The 22,728-nt window shown below is 45.2% G+C and carries 13 protein-coding genes and 1 pseudogene; 7 read left to right on the top strand and 7 right to left on the bottom strand.

Translation table 11 applies throughout. From position 1 onward, the window contains the following. Nucleotides 1-17: 17 nt before the first annotated feature. Nucleotides 18-146, bottom strand: a complete 129-nt coding sequence (locus tag JGK39_RS17480) for a hypothetical protein (protein ID WP_293254744.1) — start codon at nucleotides 144-146, stop codon at nucleotides 18-20. 279 nt (nucleotides 147-425) lie between these two features. Here JGK39_RS17480 and JGK39_RS17475 point away from each other — a divergent pair, with 279 nt between their 5' ends. The 3 genes from JGK39_RS17475 to JGK39_RS17465 all read left to right on the top strand — a co-directional run bounded on the left by JGK39_RS17475 (nucleotide 426) and on the right by JGK39_RS17465 (nucleotide 1,404). Next, a complete protein-coding gene (locus JGK39_RS17475) occupies nucleotides 426-707 on the top strand; it encodes a peptidoglycan-binding domain-containing protein (RefSeq protein ID WP_293254741.1) in 282 nt (93 codons plus the stop codon). Nucleotides 708-779: 72 nt separating this feature from the next. Then, complete coding sequence (locus JGK39_RS17470) at nucleotides 780-1,061, top strand: peptidoglycan-binding domain-containing protein (RefSeq protein ID WP_293254738.1); 282 nt, start codon at nucleotides 780-782, stop codon at nucleotides 1,059-1,061. Between the two features lie 70 nt (nucleotides 1,062-1,131). After that, the gene (locus tag JGK39_RS17465) at nucleotides 1,132-1,404 is read left to right on the top strand and encodes a peptidoglycan-binding domain-containing protein (protein ID WP_293254735.1); all 273 of its coding nucleotides are present in this window, start codon (nucleotides 1,132-1,134) and stop codon (nucleotides 1,402-1,404) included. Between the two features lie 450 nt (nucleotides 1,405-1,854). Here the strand turns inward: JGK39_RS17465 and JGK39_RS17460 are convergent, their stop codons facing one another. From JGK39_RS17460 to JGK39_RS17450, 3 genes are all read right to left on the bottom strand, one after another. Next, nucleotides 1,855-5,253, bottom strand: coding sequence for an ATP-binding protein (locus JGK39_RS17460; protein WP_293254732.1), 3,399 nt, complete (start codon nucleotides 5,251-5,253; stop codon nucleotides 1,855-1,857). Between the two features lie 358 nt (nucleotides 5,254-5,611). Beyond that, entirely contained in the window at nucleotides 5,612-8,887 is a 3,276-nt protein-coding gene (locus JGK39_RS17455; RefSeq protein ID WP_293254729.1) for a response regulator, read from the bottom strand. A 483-nt stretch (nucleotides 8,888-9,370) separates the two neighbouring features. Further along, the gene (locus tag JGK39_RS17450; RefSeq protein ID WP_293254726.1) at nucleotides 9,371-10,426 is read right to left on the bottom strand and encodes an aliphatic sulfonate ABC transporter substrate-binding protein; all 1,056 of its coding nucleotides are present in this window, start codon (nucleotides 10,424-10,426) and stop codon (nucleotides 9,371-9,373) included. A 189-nt stretch (nucleotides 10,427-10,615) separates the two neighbouring features. Between JGK39_RS17450 and JGK39_RS17445 the strand changes: the two genes are divergently transcribed. Next, entirely contained in the window at nucleotides 10,616-10,915 is a 300-nt protein-coding gene (locus tag JGK39_RS17445; RefSeq protein ID WP_293254723.1) for a hypothetical protein, read from the top strand. Between the two features lie 256 nt (nucleotides 10,916-11,171). On the opposite strand, the gene atpC is transcribed toward JGK39_RS17445, so the two are convergent. The 3 genes from atpC to JGK39_RS17430 form a co-directional block, all read right to left on the bottom strand. Then, complete coding sequence (gene atpC, locus JGK39_RS17440; RefSeq protein WP_293254720.1) at nucleotides 11,172-11,579, bottom strand: ATP synthase F1 subunit epsilon; 408 nt, start codon at nucleotides 11,577-11,579, stop codon at nucleotides 11,172-11,174. Nucleotides 11,580-11,773: 194 nt separating this feature from the next. Further along, nucleotides 11,774-13,231, bottom strand: a complete 1,458-nt coding sequence (gene atpD / locus JGK39_RS17435) for a F0F1 ATP synthase subunit beta (protein ID WP_293254717.1) — start codon at nucleotides 13,229-13,231, stop codon at nucleotides 11,774-11,776. Nucleotides 13,232-13,713: 482 nt separating this feature from the next. Continuing rightward, entirely contained in the window at nucleotides 13,714-14,514 is an 801-nt protein-coding gene (locus tag JGK39_RS17430) for a PEP-CTERM sorting domain-containing protein (protein WP_293254714.1), read from the bottom strand. A gap of 372 nt (nucleotides 14,515-14,886) precedes the next feature. Here JGK39_RS17430 and JGK39_RS17425 point away from each other — a divergent pair, with 372 nt between their 5' ends. From JGK39_RS17425 to JGK39_RS17415, 3 genes and pseudogenes are all read left to right on the top strand, one after another. After that, the gene (locus tag JGK39_RS17425; RefSeq protein WP_293254711.1) at nucleotides 14,887-15,051 is read left to right on the top strand and encodes a hypothetical protein; all 165 of its coding nucleotides are present in this window, start codon (nucleotides 14,887-14,889) and stop codon (nucleotides 15,049-15,051) included. 481 nt (nucleotides 15,052-15,532) lie between these two features. Beyond that, nucleotides 15,533-20,857: a filamentous hemagglutinin N-terminal domain-containing protein gene (locus tag JGK39_RS17420; RefSeq protein ID WP_293302710.1), complete on the top strand. Its 5,325-nt coding sequence runs from the start codon at nucleotides 15,533-15,535 to the stop codon at nucleotides 20,855-20,857. Beyond that, nucleotides 20,823-22,728: pseudogene (locus JGK39_RS17415) on the top strand (filamentous hemagglutinin); the annotation flags it as partial. The gene JGK39_RS17420 and the pseudogene JGK39_RS17415, both read left to right, overlap by 35 nt.

Genomic DNA, 22,728 nt, shown 5'->3' with positions numbered 1-22,728 from the left:
GTTGCATTTGAGCGTAATTAGTAATTAGTTTCAGCTAATTGGCGATCGCGAATTCCGCCCAAATTAGCAATACCGGCTGCGTGATGTAATAAAAAGCACCGAGTCAAATATAGGCAAATTCCCCGATAGAACGCATTGTACCTCATGATATAAATCTCCGCTACACAATTATTCCCTGCAACTTTACATAATCAAGTTCTGCCTCGTAGAATGTCTAATTAAGTCAACCCTCAACCCTCAACCCTCAACATCCATTTGTTACATCCATTAAATACATTATCGAACCTCCTTTCTGCTGTCACTCATCTAAGCTACCTCAAACAAGCGTCACTACAAAAAGCGACTGTTAAACCACTTTCCACCACAGCTACAACTAGGGAATAGCAGGTTCAAACAACTGCAAACCACTAATTTCCAATAAAACAATGCAAACCACAAACCAAACTCAAGCTCAATTACCGATGTGCTATTCCTTGCCCACACTGCAACGAAATGATAGCAGCCCTGCCCCCAATAAAGACGTGCGCTTTCTCCAACAATCCTTAGTTAAAAAAGGATATCCCGTAGTAAATGATGGATTCTTCGGCGCCAAAACCGAGCAAGCAGTCATCAACTTTCAAAAGAAAAATAAGATTGCTGTAGATGGCATTGTTGGCCAGCAAACTTGGAATAAATTAGGCGCTTGCGTTAACGAACCTCCTTGTTAGAACACTGCCAACATTTTCTTTCGCTTCTCTGCTTTCCAAACAACTTGTAAACCACTAATTCCCAATAAAACAATGCAAACCAAAAACCAAATTCAAGCTCAATTACCTATGTGCTATTCCTTGCCCACATTGCAACGAAATGATAGCAGCCCTGCCCCCAATAAAGACGTGCGCTATCTCCAACAATCCTTAGTTAAAAAAGGATATCCCGTAGCAACTGATGGATTATTCGGCGCCAAAACCGAGCAAGCAGTCATCAACTTTCAAAAGAAAAATAAGATTGCTGTAGATGGCATTGTTGGTCAGCAAACTTGGACTAAATTAGGCGCTTGCGTTAGCGAACCTGCTTGTTAAATCACTGCCAACATTTTCCCGCACTTCTGTCTCGATCGCAACTTGCAAACAATAAATGGAGAATCCCACCATGCAAACCACAAACGCAACTCGCCTTGAATTACCTTCCTGCCGTTATTTTCCCCTACTCCAACGCAACGATGCTGTCACCCAAAATGAGGATGTCCGCTACCTTCAACGGCTTTTAAATGTCAGTGGAGCTTCCCTAAATACTGATGGATCGTTTGGCGCGAAAACCCAACAAGCAGTCATCAGTTTTCAACAGAAACAAAAAATCGCTGCTGATGGCATTGTCGGCCCGAAAACTTGGAATAAATTGGGCGTTTGTACAACTGTATTTTAAAGTTTGTACTACCATATTTTAGACAGAGTAGGGCGTGCCGTGCGCGCCCTATTTTTTATAGCAACCGCGCCCGACGCTGAGGACGTTTTTAATTGCTGACACCAAATGCGATCGATTCCGAAGCATCTCATTTTTGAAAAAAGCATTTTTTATTATAGTGCTGTCCCCGCTCAAAAAAGGTTCGTAGTACGTCAGTAGAGTCCGCTCTTTAAAAAATGCTTCTTGCAAAACTGAGATGCTCCCCAACTAAAGTCTTCTTCCCGAATCCCTGTTTTTACCAGAAGAGCAAAGCCGAAGCGAACCCTCTTCCTTAGGATCGCTCCTGTAAATAATTTACACATATTTGTGGGATGGGCGTCCCGCCCGTCCTTTAGAGACGGGCGGGACGCCCATCCCATAAGAACAATAAAAATTGTAAGTTATTTAATTTTCATTCCTTAGAAAAGCCGCCTATTTCTCCGCCCCGTCTTCCACCCCAGACCACCCCTCGGGCACTCCATACATTCGATACTTGCGAGAGCGCTTGAAATACAGCGTTGCTACCAGATCGTCAGGATTGATTTCTAAAATATTCTCAAATACTTTTTGAGCAGCAACAAATTTTTTCTGGTAGTAAAAATTGAGAGCTTCTTGAAAAAGCTCCGCCGTTTGCTGTTTGAGGAGAATGCTCTTCTCTGTTTCTGCATCATAAATTTCAAACACCGACACAGCAGTTGTCTTTCCTTTCACCGTTACTCGATCGACAAATCTGTAGTTATATGTCTCTGAATCGTCCAGGCGATCGATAATTTCACCGCTAACGAGAATTCCCGAGCCGTAAACCTTAGTCAATCCTTCCAAACGAGACGCGAGATTCACCGCATCAGAAATCACGGTACTTTCCATCCGTTCTCGATCGCCAATTGTACCCAACATCAAATTGCCCGCGTGCAAACCAATGCCGATCGCGATCCGCAACAAGCCGTTTTGTTCTCGCTCCTCGTTGTAGATACTCAATTCTTTTTGCATATCAATTGCTGCTCGCACACCATCTGATGGAGATGTCGGAAACAAAGCCATGACTGCATCCCCAATGTATTTGTTAATAAACCCGTTATTTTCCCTGATTGCAGGGCTAACTCTTCCCAAGTAACTATTGATAAATGCAAAGTTTTCAGCAGGTGTCATCTGTTCAGAAAGCACCATAAAAGAGCGAATATCAGCAAAGAGTACAGTCATATCCTTTTTCTGATTGTCGCCTAATTTGACTTCAATAATGCTGGGTCTTTCCAGCAAGTTTATAAAATCGTGCGGCACAAACTTGCCGTAAGCTGCATTCAGTTTTGCCAGACTAATTTGCGTCTTGATTCTGGCTAACAATTCCTTTTTGATAAAAGGTTTAGTTATATAATCATTCGCTTCTGAGTTAAAAGCTTCTACCAAGTCACTCGTTTGATTTTTTGCCGTCAGCATCAGAATCGGCATTTCTAAAGCCGAGTATTGTTGGCGAACTGCTCGACAGACTTCATAACCAGTCATCTGCGGCATCATTACATCGAGTAAAATCAAGTCGGGCTTAAATCCTGATTCAATCAGATTTAAAGCTTGTGGGCCGTCGATCGCTTGAGCGATCGCATAGTTTTCCAGAGCGAGATTATTGGTAATGACCTGAATATTAATTGGTTCATCATCTACCACCAAAACTTTTATTTTTTCCCCTTCTTCTATCAGCTCGTTTTTGGCAGAAAAAGTAGAATTTACTAGAGATGATTCTGGTTCTAATTCAGGAGCGCTTAAAATCCCCTCACCCTCGGTTAAACCCGGTTGTTTGCTGCTAATTTCCGGCTGACTCTCTGACACGGGCAAAGTGAATATGAATTGGGAACCTACGCCTACACTTGAAGATACCGAGATTTTACCGCCGTGTAATTCCACTAATTTCTTGGCAACAGCTAACCCTAAACCCGTGCCACCATATTCTCTAGCAGTGGAACCGTCAGCTTGTTCAAAAGATTCAAAAATTCGCTCTAATTTATTTTCGGGGATGCCAATTCCCGTGTCGGATACAGTAATCGCCAATTGGGGATTAGGCGATGATTCTTCGTGGCTCGTTATCAATGCTGCTGAAATCTCAACTGTGCCGCTTTCAGTAAATTTAATCGCGTTGCCGATTAAGTTATAAAGTATTTGCTCCAAGCGATTCTCGTCGGCCGCTATTGGTGGCAATTCTGGAGCAACTGAGTTAATTAATTGCAATTTTTTTGTACCTACCAATGGCTGACATAATTTGAGAATTACAAAGACTATTTCTCGGAGGTTGACGGACTTAGTTTGCAGTTCAAGAGTTTTGTGTTTGAGCTGAGAAAAGTCTAGGATATCGTTTATTAAAGAAGCCAATCTTTTTCCTGACGATGCAATCAAAGCTAAGTTGAAATTGGTTGTTTCTGGCAGTTTCCCGGTAGCACCGTCTATTAAAGATTCTGCAATCCCAATAATGCCGTTGAGGGGAGTGCGGAGTTCGTGGGAAGTATTGGCTAAGAATTCGTCTTTCAGTTTGTCCAGTCGCTGCAATTCGGTATTTTTATTTTCTAAGGCACTAAAAGATGCTTGCAGTTGTGCTGCCATGCTATTAAAAGCAGTAGCAAGCACGCCCAACTCGTCGGAACGATCGAGCTTGACAGCTCTGTCAAATTGTCCTTGAGACAAATCTATTGCTGCATCTTTTAATTTTAAAATTGGTTTGGTAATCCAGCGAGAAGTGCAAATTCCGATCGCAGTAGCTACAGCCAAAGCTGCCAGACATAGCAAGATTGTAGTTCTATTGCCGGCATTGATTTGTTCCATAAAATCGGCTTCTGGAACGACGACGACAATCAGCCAATCTAAACCTTTGCCATCTTGGAATGGCATAACTTTTAAAAATTGCTGCTTGCCGTTGATTTCAAAATGGATTAGTTGCGATTGGGTAATTTGCTGCAAATCTTGAAAGTGACTTTCTAAGTATTTAGCGGTACTCTGCGTTACGATATCGCTGCTTTCTTTGACTTGAAACTGTTGTTTTTTACCGTTTTTGTTGCGGAAAGGTTTTTCCGGCGTGGAAGTTGCCAGCAGGGTTCCTTTTCTTTCGATAATAAAAGTTTGACCGGATTTGCCTATTTTGAGGCTGTTTAAAAATTGACCGATACTGTCCAGACGCAAAGCAGTAATTAATACTCCGTCTAGCTGTTTCTGGTTGTTGTAAACTGGTTGCAGCGCGCTGACGAGGAGTGTGGGTTCTAGCAAGGAGACATTAATTGAACTCCAAGTGGGTTTGCCTGCTAGAGACGCATCTTTGTATAAAGAGTTCTGTCTGATGTCGAAGTTTTTGATGGTGGCTGCTAATTTTGTGCGATCGCCACTATCATTAGTATTGTAGGAAGAAAAATTAAATTTGGTAGACGGGCCCGAGGCGTTAATCAACAAAGTCCCATCCGACTTCTTTTCGCCAGCGCGGTATTCTCCATTGCGATTGGCGATCGATGTAAAATTGATATAAGGATATAATTGCACTTGCCGCCAGAGATACTTTTCCCAAGCTGGCAAGTCTTTGATGTTCACAAAACCCAGCTTCAGTGCATCTAGCTTGCTTTGATTGATTTGGTGCCCAGTTTGCAAATAAGTTCTCAAATTTTGCTCAATGCGATTGCTCACTTCCCCCATTAACTGATCTGCAATATCGTTCACGGCTCTTTGAGAGTTCTTAAATGATAAATATCCCACAATTCCCACTGCCGCAAATACTTGCAAGACAAACGGAACTATGACTACAGTTTGCAGCGTCGCTTTTCCTGAAAGTTTGCCAGCTAAGCGATTGAGAGAAAAAGTTGACATAACATTAATTTAGATTAAAAAACAAAGTTGATACTCGGAGCCAAGCTACACCGCTGTTAAGTATTGTAAACCTTGTTCTAGTTAAACAAAACTTACACAAGAACAGCCTGATTCTAGGTTGTTTCCTGAATCAGCGTCAAACCTGAGATTTTTTAGAGAAACCAGGTTTTTTTTCGCATAGCTTTCCGCATTATATTCGATTGTGAAGTCAAACCTAGCGAACTCTACAGCGATTTCTCGGGAAAATTCCCCATTTTGGGCTTTCAGGGTTGGGTCTGAATATATTATGACTGAGACGAACTCCAAAAAACCAGATAAACACGTAAAAATGTCTGACTTCAGATTGATGCTACTTTTACTACTTTTCATCCAAACATTCTATCCCCGACCATCCTTCTGGCACTCCATACATTTGATGCTTCAGACAGCGCTGACAGTATATTGCTGCCAACTTATCTTGAGGATTTGTTTCGCAAATATTCTTAAAGATTTTTTGTGCTTTAGGAAATTTTTGCTCGACATAAAACTCTAGACCTTTTTGAAATGCAGCAGCAGTTTCTTGTTTTAGCTGAATGCTTTGTTCTGTTTCTGCATCATAAATTTCAAACACCGAGACTGCAGATGTTTTCCCTTTTACTGTGACTCGATCGACAAATCGGCACAGATATTGCGATCGATCGCCCAAACGCTCTAAAATTGATTCTGTTACCAGAATTCCCGAGCCGTAAACCTTAGTCAATCCTTCCAAACGAGAAGCGAGATTCACCGCATCAGCAATCACTGTACTTTCCATCCGTTCTTCCTCGCCAATCGTACCCAACATTAAAGTGCCCGCGTGCAAACCGATGCCGATCGTAATCGGTGCGTAATTGCTTCGTTGTCGGTGCTGGTTGTAAAGAATAACTTGTTTTTGCATTTCCACCGCCGCGCGAACAGCATCATCTGCCGACTCAGGAAATAGTGCCATAATCGCATCACCAATATATTTATCAATGAAACCTTGGTGAGCGCGAATTACTGGACTGACTCGACCTAGGTAGCTGTTGAGAAAATTAAAGTTTTCTTGGGGAGTCATCGCTTCGGAGATAGTCGTAAAAGAGCGAATGTCAGAAAATAAAACTGTCATTTCTTTCTGAATTTGATCGCCCAGTTGGACATCAATAATACTTTCGTGTCCCAAAAATCGGAGAAAGTCGTGGGGAACAAATTTACCGTAAGCTGCATTGATTTTTGTGAGACGGATGTGAGTTTTGATTCGGGCTAGCAATTCATTTTTGAGAAACGGTTTAGTTAAAAAATCATTGGCTCCTGCATTGAAACCTTGCACTAAGTCAGATACTTGATTTTTCGCGGTTAGCATGACGATTGGCAATTCGCTAGCCGTGAATTTCTCCCGGACTTTATCGCAAACTTCGTAACCAGTCATCCGTGGCATCATGATATCTAGCAAGATTAGATCGGGCTTGTAGCCTCTGTCGAGAAGAGCTAAAGCTTCTCTACCGCTGCTAGCTTCGGCGATCGTATAATTTTCGAGAACTAAATTGTTAGTTAATACTTGAATGTTTACAGGTTCGTCATCTACAATCAAAATTTTTACTTGATTGTTTTTTAAGGGGCATTTAAGCACACTCGAACTATTATCATTAAAAGTTGGTGGAGCAGCTTCATTAGTTATCAACTTACGCTCGTCTGTTCTTAAAACTAAAGACTGTCTAGCCGTTGCTGGCAACTGATTGTGTTCAACATACTGATTTTGAGAAATTGGCAAACTAAAGGTAAACTGCGAACCAACACCGAGTTCTGAAGATACTTGAATTTCTCCACCGTGCAGCTCGACTAACTGCTTTGTAACTGCCAATCCTAAACCTGTTCCTCCGTGTTCTCTAGCAGTGGAGCCGTCTGCTTGTTCAAAGGATTCAAAAATTCTTTCTAACTTATCTTCCGCAATACCAATTCCCGTATCGGATACGGTAATTTGGAGTTTTGACCTCACAATTAAAGATAGAATCTGGTTCGTCACTGAACTTTCTTTGTTTGCCAACTGTGGCGATTGCAAGCTAATCGCATTTGCCGAAATTTCTACAGTACCCTTGTCGGTAAATTTAATCGCATTTCCGATCAAGTTGTAAAGAATTTGTTGCACCCTGTTTTCATCGGCATCCACCAGGGGAATGTCGGAAGTGACTGAATTAATCAACTGCAAGTTTTTTGTACCTATTAGAGGTTGAGAAAGAGTTACCACGATATCGACAATTTCTCGGATGCCGACGGGCTTGATTTGCAGTTCAATATTTTTATGTCTCAGCTTGGAGAAATCGAGAATGTCGTTGATGAGATTGGACAGTCTTCTGCCGCTAGATGCAATAATTTCTAGATTAGAAATAGTCTGTGCTGGTAATTTTCCTGTAGCACCGTCGATCAAAGATTCTGTTAAACCGATAATCCCGTTAAGCGGGGTGCGGAGTTCGTGAGAAGTGTTGGCTAAAAATTCGTCTTTGAGTTTGTCAAGTCGCTGCAATTGAGAATTTTGATGCTCTAATTTTGTGAAAGATACTTCCAATTGACCGGCCATGCTGTTGAAGGCATTAGCTAATTTTCCTAGCTCGTTAGATGCGGCAATATTTACCCGAGTTTCCAATATGCCGCTAGTCATTTCAGTAGCTGCGGATGTTAGGGATTTCAAAGGATTTGTGATCGATCGCGCAAAAGCGACTCCCAAGCCCACGGCGGCGAGGGCGCTGACGGCGGTAACTGCACCCATGACGTAGATGAGCGATCGCACCGGAGCGTAAGCTTCGGCTGTCGGTAGCTCTACAACCACCATCCACTGTACCCTGCGGACGATCGCACCCGTACCCATCACTTCCACCCCGCGCCAACCTCGATAAACCAGCCCAGATTGAATCCCCGAAGCTAAAGCTAATTTGGATAACTCTCCCACAAACGATCGCCCTTTCAAATCTGGGAGTAAATACGGATTAATTTTGCTTCCGGTTGCCGAAATCAGCACTGAGCGGTTGTCGATCACATAGCTGTAGCCCGTTTTACCAATTTGCGATCTTGCTACGATTTGAATTAAAAAATTGAGACTAACTCTAGCAAATAATACTCCAGCAATTTGGTTTTTGCTATCGCGAATAGGCACGGCTAAATTAACAACATTAACCGTTGTCTTCATATCGACATCTACTGAACTCACATAGTTTTGAGCCTGCCGAAACGTCTCCCAAAATATAGGCGCATCTCCCGAAATACCTGCTAAACTCAAGCTAGAAGTAGAGTAGGGTTCGTAAGGCGACATTACTTGTACTACTTGACCTTTACTGTTAAAAATTCCCACCACTTCGTAGGCGCTGTTGCTATTGATTAATCCTTCAAGAATGCTGCGCTGAGTGTCAGCATTGAATTCTGTTAAGCCACGCAATTCTGACAAATAATTGAGTTGGCGCTGCAAGTTATCCAGATAAGCGCTAATTTGGGCGGCCGCAGCTTGCGATCGCTCGAACTGAAGCTGTTTTGTCTGTTCTATTTGTCCCCGAAAGCTGAGGTAAGCTAACGTACTCCCTGCCATCAATACGCTTGCCACAACAATCGAGACAAAACCATAACGCAGTTGATTGGCAATTGAGGACATTTGATTCTGCTAATTAACAGTTTTAACTCTCTCTCTAGGATACACCCAATTTCATTTTTCGTAGCGGTACAATCGCCACCGTTGATTTATCGTTACCTTTGGCTAACTTCTGATATTATCTAGCAACCGCTAAAAAGTTAGAAATTTCTTAATAGCCCGACTCCCCATGCGATCGATTGCTTCTGATTTCACGATGCTAGATAACTAAAGCCTTCCTTCTTCCTTCTTCCTTCTTTCTTCTTCCTTCTTTTCACCCCCTCACAATTTGTCAGCCAGTGTAGCCTTAAGCGCAGCCCAAAAGAAGCTGAAGTCAGTCTACTTCCTTCTTCCTTCTTCCTTCTTCCTTCTTTTCACCCCTCGCAATTTGTCAGCCAGTGTAGCCTTAAGCGCAGCCGAAAGGAAGCTGAAGTCAGTTTACTTCCTTCTTCCTTCTTCCTTCTTCCTTCTTCCTTCTTCCTTCTTCCTTCTTCCTTCTTCCTTCTGCTATAAATCTAATTTTTGTTTCCAGATCCGATCTTCAATCCAAATTCGATCCGGCAGGAGTCCCAACCTAAAGAAAATTTCAGCAATGCGCTGTTGTTCTTCAACTGCCCTGTCTTGAATTGGCAATAAATCGTAGGTACGGCTTTTAGTTAAACTTCTAGCTGTGGTTTTTTTCATTCCGGTTCTAGCGCTGATAAATTCCACTGCTCGCTCGGGATTCTTAGTTATCCAATTAGCCATCTGTCGCGTTTCTCCCATCACTGTTTTAACAATATCGGGAAAGTCGCTAGCAAAAGAGCGACTTGCTAAATAGAAGTTTCTGTCATTGATCAGCCCCTCGCTCTCAGTCAAGAAATGAGCAGGCACAATTTCCTGTAACTTAGCTAAAAACGGCTGCCAAACCGCCCAAGCATCAACCTCACCTCTGAGAAATGCTTCCTGAGCTTTTGGCGGAAGCAAATCTACTAACTCGACATCTTTTAACTGCAAGCCGCCTTGAGTTAACGCCCGAATTAACAAATAGTGAGCTGAGGTTTTGCGAGTTGCTGCTATTTTCTTGCCTTTGAGATCTGCCAGAGTCCGCATAGGAGAATTCTCAGGAACTATGATGCCAATGCTGCCAGGTAAAGCTGAATCATTAGCAATATAAACGAAAGGTACGCCCTCTGATTGGGCAAAAATTGGCGGGGCAACTCCTGCATAACCCAGATCGATTTTTCCTTGTCCTATTGCTTTTAAAATTGGCGGCCCTGCGACAAATTCCGTCCATTCTACAGACCATCCCATTTTTGCTAAACGGGTTTCCAAAGAGCCTTTAGCTTTGAGATACAACAGCGCTCCGAAAGGCTGATGGCCGATTCTTACTATTTTTGTTAAGTTTGAGGATGAGTTTTGTTTTTTTGCTGTAAAGCTATTTATCAGCTCGGAGTTGCAACTTGCTACAGTTAAACTCAAGCAAAAAAATAGTATCAATAGCAGCGAATATCCCCAAGCCAAACGCCGTCTAATATTTTGACTGAAAAACGATAATTGAAACCTAGGCTTTTTGTGGCTCATAAAATATCGTCGAAGTTGTTTGGCAGGAGTAATATATTCCAGATGTTTTTGACAAGACTTATATTATGTCCGCTGACTTCCTCCTATTAAAAAAGGTAGAATTAAATATAAAAAATTGGCTGGCTGTTGGTGAAATTAGCGGCAAAATTAAGCTATATTATAGCAGATTTCAGAAATGTGAGATTTGCTATGGCTGATTCTATTGCTCGCCGCTTGGAACAATACACGATCGCCCGATCGCACGAAGTGTTAATCGTGAAGGCCGAAATAGACGGCGAATTCGACGAAATTGCTATTTTTAAAGGCTTTTCTAGCTCCCTGGTGCGATCGACCGCGAGCGATCCAGAAGTGCCAGTTTTGCCGGAGGGAGCAAAAATTGTCAGTGTCGATCGCGTGGAGAGTCCCTACAATCCAAATAACCCCCGCTATATCGAGCAGGGGCTATCTTGGGAAACAATGCAATTTCTCTTGTCCGAGGCTGGAGTTTAGCAATAAAGTAGGAACACAACAATGTTGATTGGTCTCAACAATCGTCTAAAACCTTTAAGAAATCTCCTTTCTCCCTGAGGCCAGATCCCCCTAAATCCCCCTTCTTAAGGGGGACGCAAGAATACTCTTGTCCCCTCCTTAAGAAGGGGGACGCAAGAATACTCTTGTCCCCCCCCGACTATACGGGGGGTTAGGGGGGATCGAGACGCTTGATACAAACCAGAGATACAAAAGCACCGTGTCCCTACCCTGAAGACTAAATCGTGCCGCCCGCCGCTTGAAAACGAGCTCTCGCGCGTTTGATTGCTTGCTTAGCTTTAATTTGCTCTTGGTCAGTGCCACTAGCGGACTTTTCCAAACGAGCTTCTGCTTCGGTGTAAGCAGCGCGAGCAGCTTCTTTATCAATCGTTTCGCCTTTTTCAGCGCCGTTGACAAGAATAGTAACTTCATTTTCTTGGATTTCTGCAAAGCCGCCCATCAGAGCAATAGACACCCATTCCTTACCAGGACGGACGCGCATCACTCCAGTATCCAAAGCCGTCAACATCGGAGCGTGACCGGTCAAGATACCCAATTGACCTGTCGTGCTTGGCAGAATTACTTCTTCAGCATTAGAATCCCAAACAGGCCCGCCTGGGGCCACAACGCGCACAGTTAATGTCATAAATTGTCCTTAGTCATTAGTCATTAGTCAGCAGTCATTAGTCAGCAGTCATTAGTCAGCAGTCATTAGTCAGCAGTCAGCAGTCATTAGTCAGCAGTCATTAGTTGTTAGGTGTTAGGTGTTAGCTATTAACTAATGACTAATGACCAATGACTAATGACTAATGACCAATGACCGATGACTACTGACTAAAATTACTTAGCGTCAGCCTTCATTTTTTCAGCTTTGGCGATCGCCTCACTGATATCGCCAACCAAATAGAAAGCTTGTTCAGGTAACTCATCAAGTTCGCCACCCAAAATCATTTGGAAGCCCTTGATAGTATCTGCCAGCTTGACGTACTTACCGGGAGAACCGGTGAACACTTCCGCTACAAAGAACGGCTGAGACAAGAAACGTTCAATTTTGCGAGCGCGAGAAACAGTCAAGCGGTCATCTTCAGACAGCTCGTCCAAACCCAAAATCGCAATAATATCTTGCAATTCCTTGTAGCGTTGCAGAGTAGACTGCACTTCACGAGCAACACCGTAGTGTTCTTCGCCAACAACGCTAACTTGCAACATTGTAGAAGTAGAATCCAGCGGGTCAACAGCCGGATAAATACCCTTCGCAGCCAAACCGCGAGACAACACAGTTGTAGCGTCTAAGTGAGCAAACGTTGTAGCTGGAGCGGGGTCAGTCAAGTCATCCGCAGGTACGTACACAGCTTGTACCGAAGTAATCGAACCTTCAGTAGTCGAAGTAATCCGTTCTTGCAAGTCGCCCATGTCTGTACCGAGAGTGGGTTGATATCCCACAGCCGAAGGCATCCGACCCAACAGAGCGGATACTTCAGAACCAGCTTGTACGAACCGGAAGATATTATCAATGAACAGAAGCACGTCTTGCTTGCTGACATCGCGGAAGTATTCGGCCATCGCCAGAGCCGACAGGCCCACGCGCATCCGAGCACCAGGCGGCTCGTTCATTTGACCGTATACTAGGGCAATTTTCGATTTGCTGCGGTCTTCTTCGTTAATAACCCCAGATTCGATCATTTCCTTGTAAAGGTCATTACCTTCACGGGTGCGCTCGCCCACACCGCCGAACACGGACACGCCGCCGTGAGCCTTAGCGATGTTGTTCACGAGTTCCATCATAATTACGGTTTTGCCGACGCCTGCGCCGCCGAACAAACCGATTTTGCCACCGCGACGGTAGGGAGCCAAAAGGTCGATGACCTTGATCCCAGTTTCAAACACCGAAGGTTTGGTTTCCAGTTCGGTGAAAGCCGGCGGGTTGCGGTGGATGGGCATACTGTCGGAAGTATTGACCGGGCCGAGGTTGTCTACGGGTTCGCCGATGACGTTAAAAATACGGCCGAGAGTTGGGATGCCGACCGGAACTTGGATCGATTCCCCGGTATCTACTGCTTCCATGCCGCGCACCAAACCGTCGGTGGTACTCATGGAAACTGCGCGCACTTGGCTGTCTCCGAGGAGTTGCTGAACTTCGCAGGTAACGGAAACGTCTTGACCTGCTTCGTTTTTGCCGGTAATTGTCAGAGCGTTATAGATTTGGGGCAGTTTGCCACCTGGGAATTTTACGTCTACAACTGGCCCGATGATTTGGGTGATGTAGCCTACGTTCGTTTTTGTTGCAGTGGATACCATGAATAGTGCCTTTGTTAGGATTCTATTTTTCCCGTGGTGGAAAAAGTCTTAACATTTAGAAATGCTATTTCTCAGAGTACCACTGAACAGACGCACTATTTAGATTTGTATGGGGATGCTTAAGATTGAACCTCCCCACGTCTGGCATCCGGGGGATTCTTGCCCACCAATCAAGGCTCTAAGGGGACATTCAAGTATCCCTCTACTCACTCAAACAGCTTAAAGCTGAGATTGCGTATACTTTCTGAGTCCGATCTATGTTTAAGTTTGAACGCTCCATACCCTGCCATTATTTGCCCTTTAACTATTCCAAATCTAGTTGGATCTGTCCGTTGCTGGGATTGCGACCTACTAGGGTACTTCAATGGGCCGAAGGTTATTCCTACTCACTTTTCGCTTGTGCTGATTGTACACGGCGGTTGAAACCGCTACCGACTTATCCCCATGTCTAAAGCCTGGGGCCCGGCGGGCTCGTCTTTCGGTCATTTTTCTGGTTGCTGCTGTCGCTTTTTTTTCCCGCGAGCCGCCGCCAAAGCCCCGATCCCCAGCATGGTGCCGAATACTGTCACAGGCTCGGGTGCGAGCTCTGCCGAGACGGTGAAGTCTTGGAAGTCGCGATCGTTTCCTTGTCCGGCATCATCGAAGGATATTTTTGTACCCTGAGCCAGTTGGGCCATTGTGAGCGATGAATATTGCTCTGGGCCTTTACCGCCGTTGATACTTGTAAATAAGTCGGGGGAGCGGGGGTTGAGCTGAAAGTCGCCAAATACGGCTTGCTGACATCCCGCCACCGCACAGTCATCTCTGCGAAACTGGGTGTTGGCGGCAAACCATTCGGGGCTGTTCATGAAGGTGGTGCTGGAGGCGTACTGCTCGAATTGTTTGCCGCTGCCGCTGTCGCTCCACAGCAGCAGGGCATAAACCTGATCCTGCAAAAAGGTGAAGGTTTGAGTTGGGGAGCCGTTGTCAGAGCTGACTGAGTTGCCGAAGGTTCCTTTCCATTCATCGGCGCTCCCGTTATCTGAGGGTTTGAACTCGTAAAACAGCCGGGTGATGTTGCTGTAGCCATTGCTTCCTGTCTGAGCTTGGGCTACCCACAAGCTGGACTGGTAAGCGCCGTGAGATTGGTCGAATGTAAAGTTGATATTTGTATCTCGATCGAACTGGATGCCAGTGGTGCCAAACATGAAAGCTCGGGCGGGCGTGCAGGTGCTGAGCAAGATTGTCGTTGCCAAACTGGCAACGGTGAAAGATGTTTTTTTGACTAGCGTTAAGGTAGCCATAACCCTGATTCCTCCGGTATTGTTAGTTAGTAAACTGGTCAATGCTATCTTGTCAAGACGGAAATAGACGATCGCCACTCTCGGATATTGAGGGCGATCGTCAAACCGACAAAACAGACTCTACACCAGTGACTCCACAGACTGATATCACTTAGGTGTGTTTTTAAGTCAATGAGTGCTTGTTCTAAGAGTTTTCACTGACACTCTAGTGGCAGAATACTTTCATCTGTCACAGCCAGATTTTCACTCAGTATAGATTTCCAAGCTACTACATCTATTGGTATCGGCAACCGTCTCAAATTGACTGAAAGACTTGCAAATATTGGCTTTCATCAAAAATATATAAATTTTTTTCATCAATTTTTGTAAATTTTGGGTAAAGCTCGTCCCAAAATTATAAAGTTTCTCAGAACAATTCGGCTGTTGGGTCAGTTGCTCGCTTTAGCAGGCTCAGATGCAGCGGCGGTTGGGAGTAGGGATTGGAGCGAGTTGTTTGGCACTAGCAGCAAGTTGCTTTCACAGGCGATCGGTACTTAAGCATTTTTGACTGCTAATAGTCAAGGTTGTTCCACCCCTCACCCGGCTGTTGGGCGCCATATTTGGGTCAACAGTTCCGGACACATCAATCCGCTTCTTTGTAGTAATTGCTTTATGAAATTGGTAATAATCGAAACAATAAACTCTCATTTTATACCCCAGATCGCCCGCGCCTGAGTTATGGCAAAAAAACTGTTTGTGCGTAAATTAGAGTAATTAAGGAATAGAAATTAAATAACTTAAGCAAATTTGTGGGATGGGCGTCCCGCCCTTGCAGAAAGGACGGGCGGGACGCCCATCCCACAACAATCATCAAAGTGTAAGTTATTAAATCTTCATTACTAAATAGATAGATTCCCTGCGGATTTAGTATATTTCTTTGAACGAAATTACGTCAATCCTATTGACAGGAGGAACCTTGATGAGTCAGAATAGAGAAAGATAAATACGATCGCACTTTTAGCACAAATCTTTAACCACAATGGCAGCCAACAAACTACATTTGCTCGGATGGTTATTCATAGTTGGCTGGCTCAATGCAGCGGCTGGCTCGGCTTCGGCGCAACCGATCGCCCCCGCAGCAGACGGTACGAACACAGTCGTGACACCCGACGGCAACCGCTACGACATTTCCGGGGGGTCATTGGGCGGTGACAAAACTAATCTTTTTCACAGTTTTACTCAGTTTGGGCTGAGCGAAGGTCAAACGGCAAACTTTTTAAGCAATCCCAACATTCAAAATATCTTAGGAAGAATTAACGGGGGAAATCCTTCTTTAATTAACGGCTTAATTCAAGTGACAGGCGGCAATTCTAACCTGTTTTTGATGAATCCGTCGGGGATAATTTTCGGGCCGAATGCCAGTCTCAACGTACCTGGTTCTTTTAACGCGACGGCGGCTACAGGGATCGGTTTTGGGAACGATCGCTGGTTTAGCGCGATCGGCAATAACAACTGGGCAACTTTAATCGGGAATCCCAACAGTTTTGCATTTACTGCTTTGCAAAACGGAAGTATTGTGAATTCCGGGAATTTGACCGTGGCACCAGGTCAAAGTTTAAGTTTGACTGGCGGTACGGTTGTCAATACCGGTCAGTTAACTGCGCCGTCTGGCAATATTACCGTGATGGCCGTACCCGGTCACAATTTGGTGCGGATTTCTCAAGCGGGAAATTTATTGAGTTTAGATGTTGGGCCAACAGCAACTGGGGGTTTGCTGCCGAATAATTGGACGCAGCCGGTGTTATCTTTGCCGGAGTTGCTGACTGGTAAAGGCCAGGAACAAGCAACGAATTTGACGGTAAATCCGAATGGGGATGTGGTGCTGGCGGGGAATGTGGCTGTGCCTGCAACTGCGGGAACTGCGATCGCCAGCGGCAGTATCAATGTCTCGGGCAATACTGGGGGTAATGTTAACATATTGGGCGATCGCGTCGGAGTTATTGCGGGTAACATCGATGCTTCGGGTACTAACGGCGGCGGGAATGTACTGATTGGCGGAGATTATCAGGGCTTAGGGACTGTACCCAATGCTGGGCGGACGTTTGTCAGCGGTGATTCGACAATTAATGCGGATGCGATTAGTAGTGGGAATGGCGGGCGAGCGATCGTTTGGGCTGATGAAACTACTCGCTTTAATGGCAATATTACTGCCCGAGGTGGCTCGTTGTCGGGGAATGGTGGGTTTGTGGAGGTGTCGGGAAAACAATGGCTGGATTTTGCTGGTTTGGTGGATTTGCGATCGACTGTCGGCAGTGCCGGAACCTTATTGTTAGATCCTACTAATATTACTATTAGCACAGCTCCGGATGCAGCCGGTGCCTTCGGGGGAGGAGTGTTTGCTCCCGGTATCGCCGCCGCTACTTCTACAATCAATAACGGGACGCTCGAAACCCAATTGGGTTTAGGTAATGTTACTATTTCTACTCTGTCTATTGGTGCGAGTGCAGGGGATATTACAGTTAGCGCTCCCATTTCTTGGGCTAATAAAAATTCTTTGACTCTGAATGCTAATAACAGCATATTTGTTAACAACAATATCACAACTCAGGGAGGCAATATCACCCTGAATGCTGATACCGACAATCTCAGCGGTGGTAATGTCACCATTACCAATGCGACGATTAATACAAATGGTGGCAATTTTACCGGTACTGGCCGCGGGAATACTGTCAATGGAAATGGGATTAATATTAATGGTGGTACGATTAATGCTGGTGGTGGGAATATTGACCTCACTGGTAGTAGTGCAGGAAATACGGCAATCAACGTCGGTCTTCAGGTATCTGGCGGAATCATTACACCTACTTTAGTAACTACTGGAACGGGAAAGATTACCCTTACTGGCACTAGCGGTACCAGCCTCAATAGTGACGGGATAATTTTGCGCGGGCCTACTATACTTTCAGCCAATGGTGAGATTGTACTGACTGGTAACGGCAGCGGATCTGGTAACGGCATTCTGATTTTGAGTAATGCCGTGGTGGAATCAACGGGGACGGGAAAAGTTGGCCTGACTGGTACGGGCGGCAATGGGATTAATGGCAGCAATAGAGGGATATCTGTTGAGAGCAAAAGCATAGTACGATCGCTCAATGGAGATATCAGTCTTGTTGGAAAAGGTGGCAGCAGTGGAAGCAGTAACTACGGTATTGCGATCGACAACGCGGCCTTAGTGCAATCAACAGGTATTGGAAGTATTACTTTCAGCGGTACCGGCGGTGCTGGCATAGATAATAACTCCGGGATATTGATTAACGCCGCCAAAGTGCTATCAAACAATGGAAATATCAGCTTCACAGGGACAGGCGGTGGCACTGGAAGCAATAACTTCGGCATTCGCATGGAAAACCTGCCGTCGTCAGAGGTACCACTTCTAAATGGATCGCTAGTTGAATCCACAGGAAGCGGAACTATTACTTTCAACGGTACGGCTGGCGCGGGTACAGATAGTAACAGCGGGATATCGCTTTCTAATTCTAATGTGCGATCGGCAAGTGGAAATATCGCCATGACTGGTACAGGTGCGGGGACTGGTATCACCAAAACAAATTACGGCATTATTGTTGAGAGTAATTCAGCAGTAGAATCGACGGCGGCAAATATCGATCTGACTGGTAAGGCAGCAATCGGTTCGGCGGCAATTTATCTGAATAATGGTTCGCTACAATCTACGGTGGGAAATGTTGCTCTGACTGGTAATGGGCCAAGCGGTGCTAATGAAATTAACCTGAATAATAGCTCGATCAACCTGACTCCGGCAAGTGGCAATAATGTTACTTTGACGAGCGATGCAATTACGGTGTTAGGCACGTCTAAAGTCAGTGGGAAAGGTACTATTCTGTTGCAACCTCTGACTCCGAGTTTAGGTATTACTGTGGGCACTGCTGGTAATTCTGCTGATGTGAATCTCAGCACTGCTGAACTCGCAGCTTTCAAGGGATTTTCCCAAATGATTATCGGGCGGGCTGATGGCAGTGGGACGATCGCAATTTCTGACCCCATTGCTGTTACTTTTGATTTTCCAGTCACATTTCGTTCTCCCCAAACTAGCGCCACAACTAGCGGCACAATTGCAGTCAATGGCAATATTAAAGGTATAAATAACGCTTCAATTAGTTTTGATGCTCCCACTACTAACTTAAATGCAAATGTTGTCACCAACGAACAGAATATTACCTTTGGTGGTAAGGTGTCTCTCGTTAAGGGTTCTAATGTCACTCTCGATACTGGGTTGACGAAGGCAGGCGATATTAATTTTGGGGGCACTGTTGACGGTGACGGGAAGCTAACTTTGACTTCGGGAACAGGTATTATTAATCTCAAGGGGCCCATTGGGGCGACTGTGCCTTTGAGTTCCCTGACAATAGCTAATTCTCTGAATGTTACCAGTACCAGTCCGATCGCGATTACCGCTACGGGCGATATTACTGCAGGCAATATTACGAATCCCGGACGGGCGATCGCGCTTACCAGCAACAATGGTAACATTACGAGAAGTTCCACAGGGGCGATCGATACAAGTTCTACTGCGGGGAATGGCGGCCCGATTGCACTGAGTGCCAACAATATTACTCCTGGTAATCTCAACTCAAGTTCCACGGCGGGCGATGGTGGAAAAATCACCCTCACGGGCAAAACTGGCAACATTTTAGCAGATGCCGGAGTAGTTTGGAACTCTAGTTCTAGTTCCGGTGCGGGCGGGGATATCGCGATCGCCGCACCCAATCAAGTGGCGATAAATATCATTGATGCTAGGGGATTGCCCGGTACGGGAAATATTAGCATTAGCGGTAATGAGATTGGCTTTTCGGGAGGCCCAGATTCCGTACAGGGTAAAGGTACTTTGTCCGTGGCGCCGTCTTCGCCCAATGTCGGAATTCGCTTCCAGGATGCACTTGCTGACGATCCGAAGGATCTCGATTTAGGCAAACAATTTTTATCCTCCTTGGCTAATGGATTTAGTGGAATTGCGATCGGAACTAATACTACCGCAGGCAATATCACGGTAGACAATTTGCCGGCTATTTTCAAAGATCCTGTGACTTTCAATACTCAAGGTACAATTTTTGTAAATAAAGGTCAAGCAATTTCGGGAACTGATAATGCTTCAGTTACGCTCAACGCTACTACTAATAACCTGAAAGGAAATATTACCACCGACGCTCAAGATATCACAATTAAGGGCAATATCTTAGTTGGAGAGAGCGTCTTAATTGGGAATGGGAATTCAGCAAGCGGCAAGATTCTGTTGAATGATAATATTGATGGCAGCGGCAATCTCACTTTAGAAACAGGTACGGTAAACATTGCAGTGAAAGGTGCTGTAGGCAATACTGCACCCTTAGGAAAGATTACTGTGAATAGTGGTGGTACAGCTACTTTTAATGCTGTCACTGCTAGCAGTTTCACTACCAATGCTGGCGGCAAAACTGAATTAAATGGCAATGTGACTACCACCGGCGCTCAAACCTACGGAGATGCTGTCACGATTGCCAACAATCCAATTCTCGCAGGCAGCGGCGTTACTTTCAACGATACTGTGAACGGTGACAGCAATTTGACTGTGAATGGGGGTAGCGGTAATATTACATTTAGCGGTGCAGTTGGGACTCTAAGTGCGATCGGCAATCTGGCAGCTAACTCTACAGGTACAACCACATTTAATACCGTCAATTCTGCCAGCGTCACTACCAATGCGGTTGGTACAACTATACTCAAGGGCAATGTCATTACCACTAATTCTCAAACCTATGGAGATGCTGTCACAATTGCCAACAATCCGATTCTGTCAGGCAGCGCTGTTAGTTTCAATAATAGTGTTGACGGCACTAGCGATTTGACTGTGAATTCGGGTAGTGGCAATATTACATTCAGCGGTGCAGTTGGGGCTGCAAGTGCGATCGGCAATCTGAAAGCTAATTCTACGGGTACAACTGCATTTAATCAAACAGTCAGGGCTGCGAGTTTGACTACAGATGCGGGTGGCACAACTCAAGTGAAGGGAAATGTCACTACAACTAATTCTCAAACCTATGGAGATGCTGTCACGATTGCCAACAATCCGATTCTGTCAGGTAGTGCTGTTACTTTTAACAATACTGTTGACGGCGGTGGCGATTTGACTGTGAAGGCGGCTAGCGGTAATGTTACCTTCACAAGTGCGATCGGCAAAACAACTCCTCTGGCAAATTTAACTGCCAACAGCAAGACATCTTTGGGCGGCAACGTCACGACAACGGGCAGTCAAACTTATGCAGATGCAGTGACAATTGCCAAAGGCTGGCAATCTCGGTATTGCTGCTGACAATGTTAATCTCAAAGGAATTGTCACAACTACCAATGACGGCGCGCTGACAATTACCAATAAGGTTAATCTGAATATTGAGCAAAACCTGAATTTAGACGGTGCATTCAGTCAAAAAGGGGCGGGAACTGTTGCCGTTAGCGGCAATATCACCACAACTAATGATAATATTAGTTTTAACGGGCCGGTGACAGTAAAAGCTCCTGTAAGTTTTACACCGGGAGATGCAACTATTGCTTTCGGTTCGACTTTAGCAGCAGGAACTAATTCGCTGAATTTAACAGCAAGTGAAATTAATTTTTCCGATAAGGTTTCTGGTACGGGCGCGCTAACTCTGCAACCGACAAAGGCAGGACAAAATATTGTAGTTGGCGGCACTGATAACACTACTCCGGCTTTAGATTTGACGGCGGCGGAAATTAATTTGATTCAAAATGGATTTACCTCGATCGCGATCGGGAAATTGAATGGCAGCGGCAATATTACTATTCCTAACAATCTCAATTTTTCGTCACCAGTCACGATTCAAACGGGAAGTGGTACGATCGCCCTTAATGCCAATATTACCGGAAATGACAACAGCAGTATTGCTCTTAAGGGCAATAATGTCCAACTCGGCAGTGATGTCAAGGATGTCAATCTCAGCAGTGCCGTCGGTAATGTAAGTATCGCAGGTGCGATCGATGGATCTCGCCGCTTGAACATCAACGCTACTAAAGGCAATGTGCTGCTGCAAGGAAATATCGGAAACACAACGCCGCTGACAGGTTTGAATGTTACTGCCTTAAATACTAAGTTGGGTGGCAATGTTACTACTAATAACGGCAATATCAATATTAACGGTGCTCTCGGGTTGACGAAAGATGCTGTATTGAAGACGAGTGGGGGGAATATTGGCTTTAGCGGTGCGATCGACAGTATAGATGGCGCCCGGAATCTAAATCTGGCAGCAGGTAGCGGCAGCATCACTTTCAATGGATCGGTGGGCGCAACCGCACAGCTAGGAAATCTGGTAGCCAACGCTGCGGATGTGACAGCAACATCGAAGATTAACGCGCAAAGCTTGCAAGTAAATAGCGCCGGAAATATCAATTTGTTGGGAAATGTTACTGCTTCAAATGGGGGAAATGGAGGGACAATCGAGCTTTCGAGCCCTACGGGCAAAGTGAATGCTAGAGATTTGAATACGGCGGGAAATACTGGCGGCAACATTACCGTTAAAGCTTTAAATTCAATTACGGCGGGAAAAATTACCTCCTTCGGTACAGCCGGAAATGGTGGCGATGTGTTCTTAGATCCGATCGGCGATCTTCAAGTAGAGTCAATTAATGCCCAAGGCGGTACAGGTGGCACTGGTGGCGATGTGTTTGCTTCATCGACGGGGGGATTTTTCCGGGCTACGGGTGGTTTTTCCACCGCACTTTCGCCGACGGGATTTGCTAGTATTTCTACTGCTGGCGGCGCCGGTGGTGGCAAAATTACAATTGTGCACGCTGGTGGAGATCTAGGGCCGCCGATTCAACCGTTTGTCGTGGGAGATGCGACTAGAAATGGTACGGCGGGTGCAATTACTACTGGACAATCTAGCATGACATCGCGATCGTTTCCGCGTTCTAGTACAGTCGGTAATATTGTGTTGTTGACTGACGACGGTCAAGATCCAGCGCCAATAACTCGGCCAATAATCCCGCCGACAACAGAAGTTATTCCGCCAACACCAGGGCCGATAACAGAAGTTATTCCGCCAACACCAGGGCCGATAACAGAAGTTATTCCGCCGACACCAGGGCCGATCGCAGGTATTGTTCCGCCGACACCAGGGCCGATCGCAGGTATTGTTCCGCCGACACCAGGGCCGATCGCAGGTATTG

This window comes from Microcoleus sp. PH2017_12_PCY_D_A (assembly GCF_020738565.1).
Classification (GTDB): Bacteria; Cyanobacteriota; Cyanobacteriia; order Cyanobacteriales; family Microcoleaceae; genus Microcoleus.
This window is presented reverse-complemented; position numbering and strand designations above follow the sequence as displayed.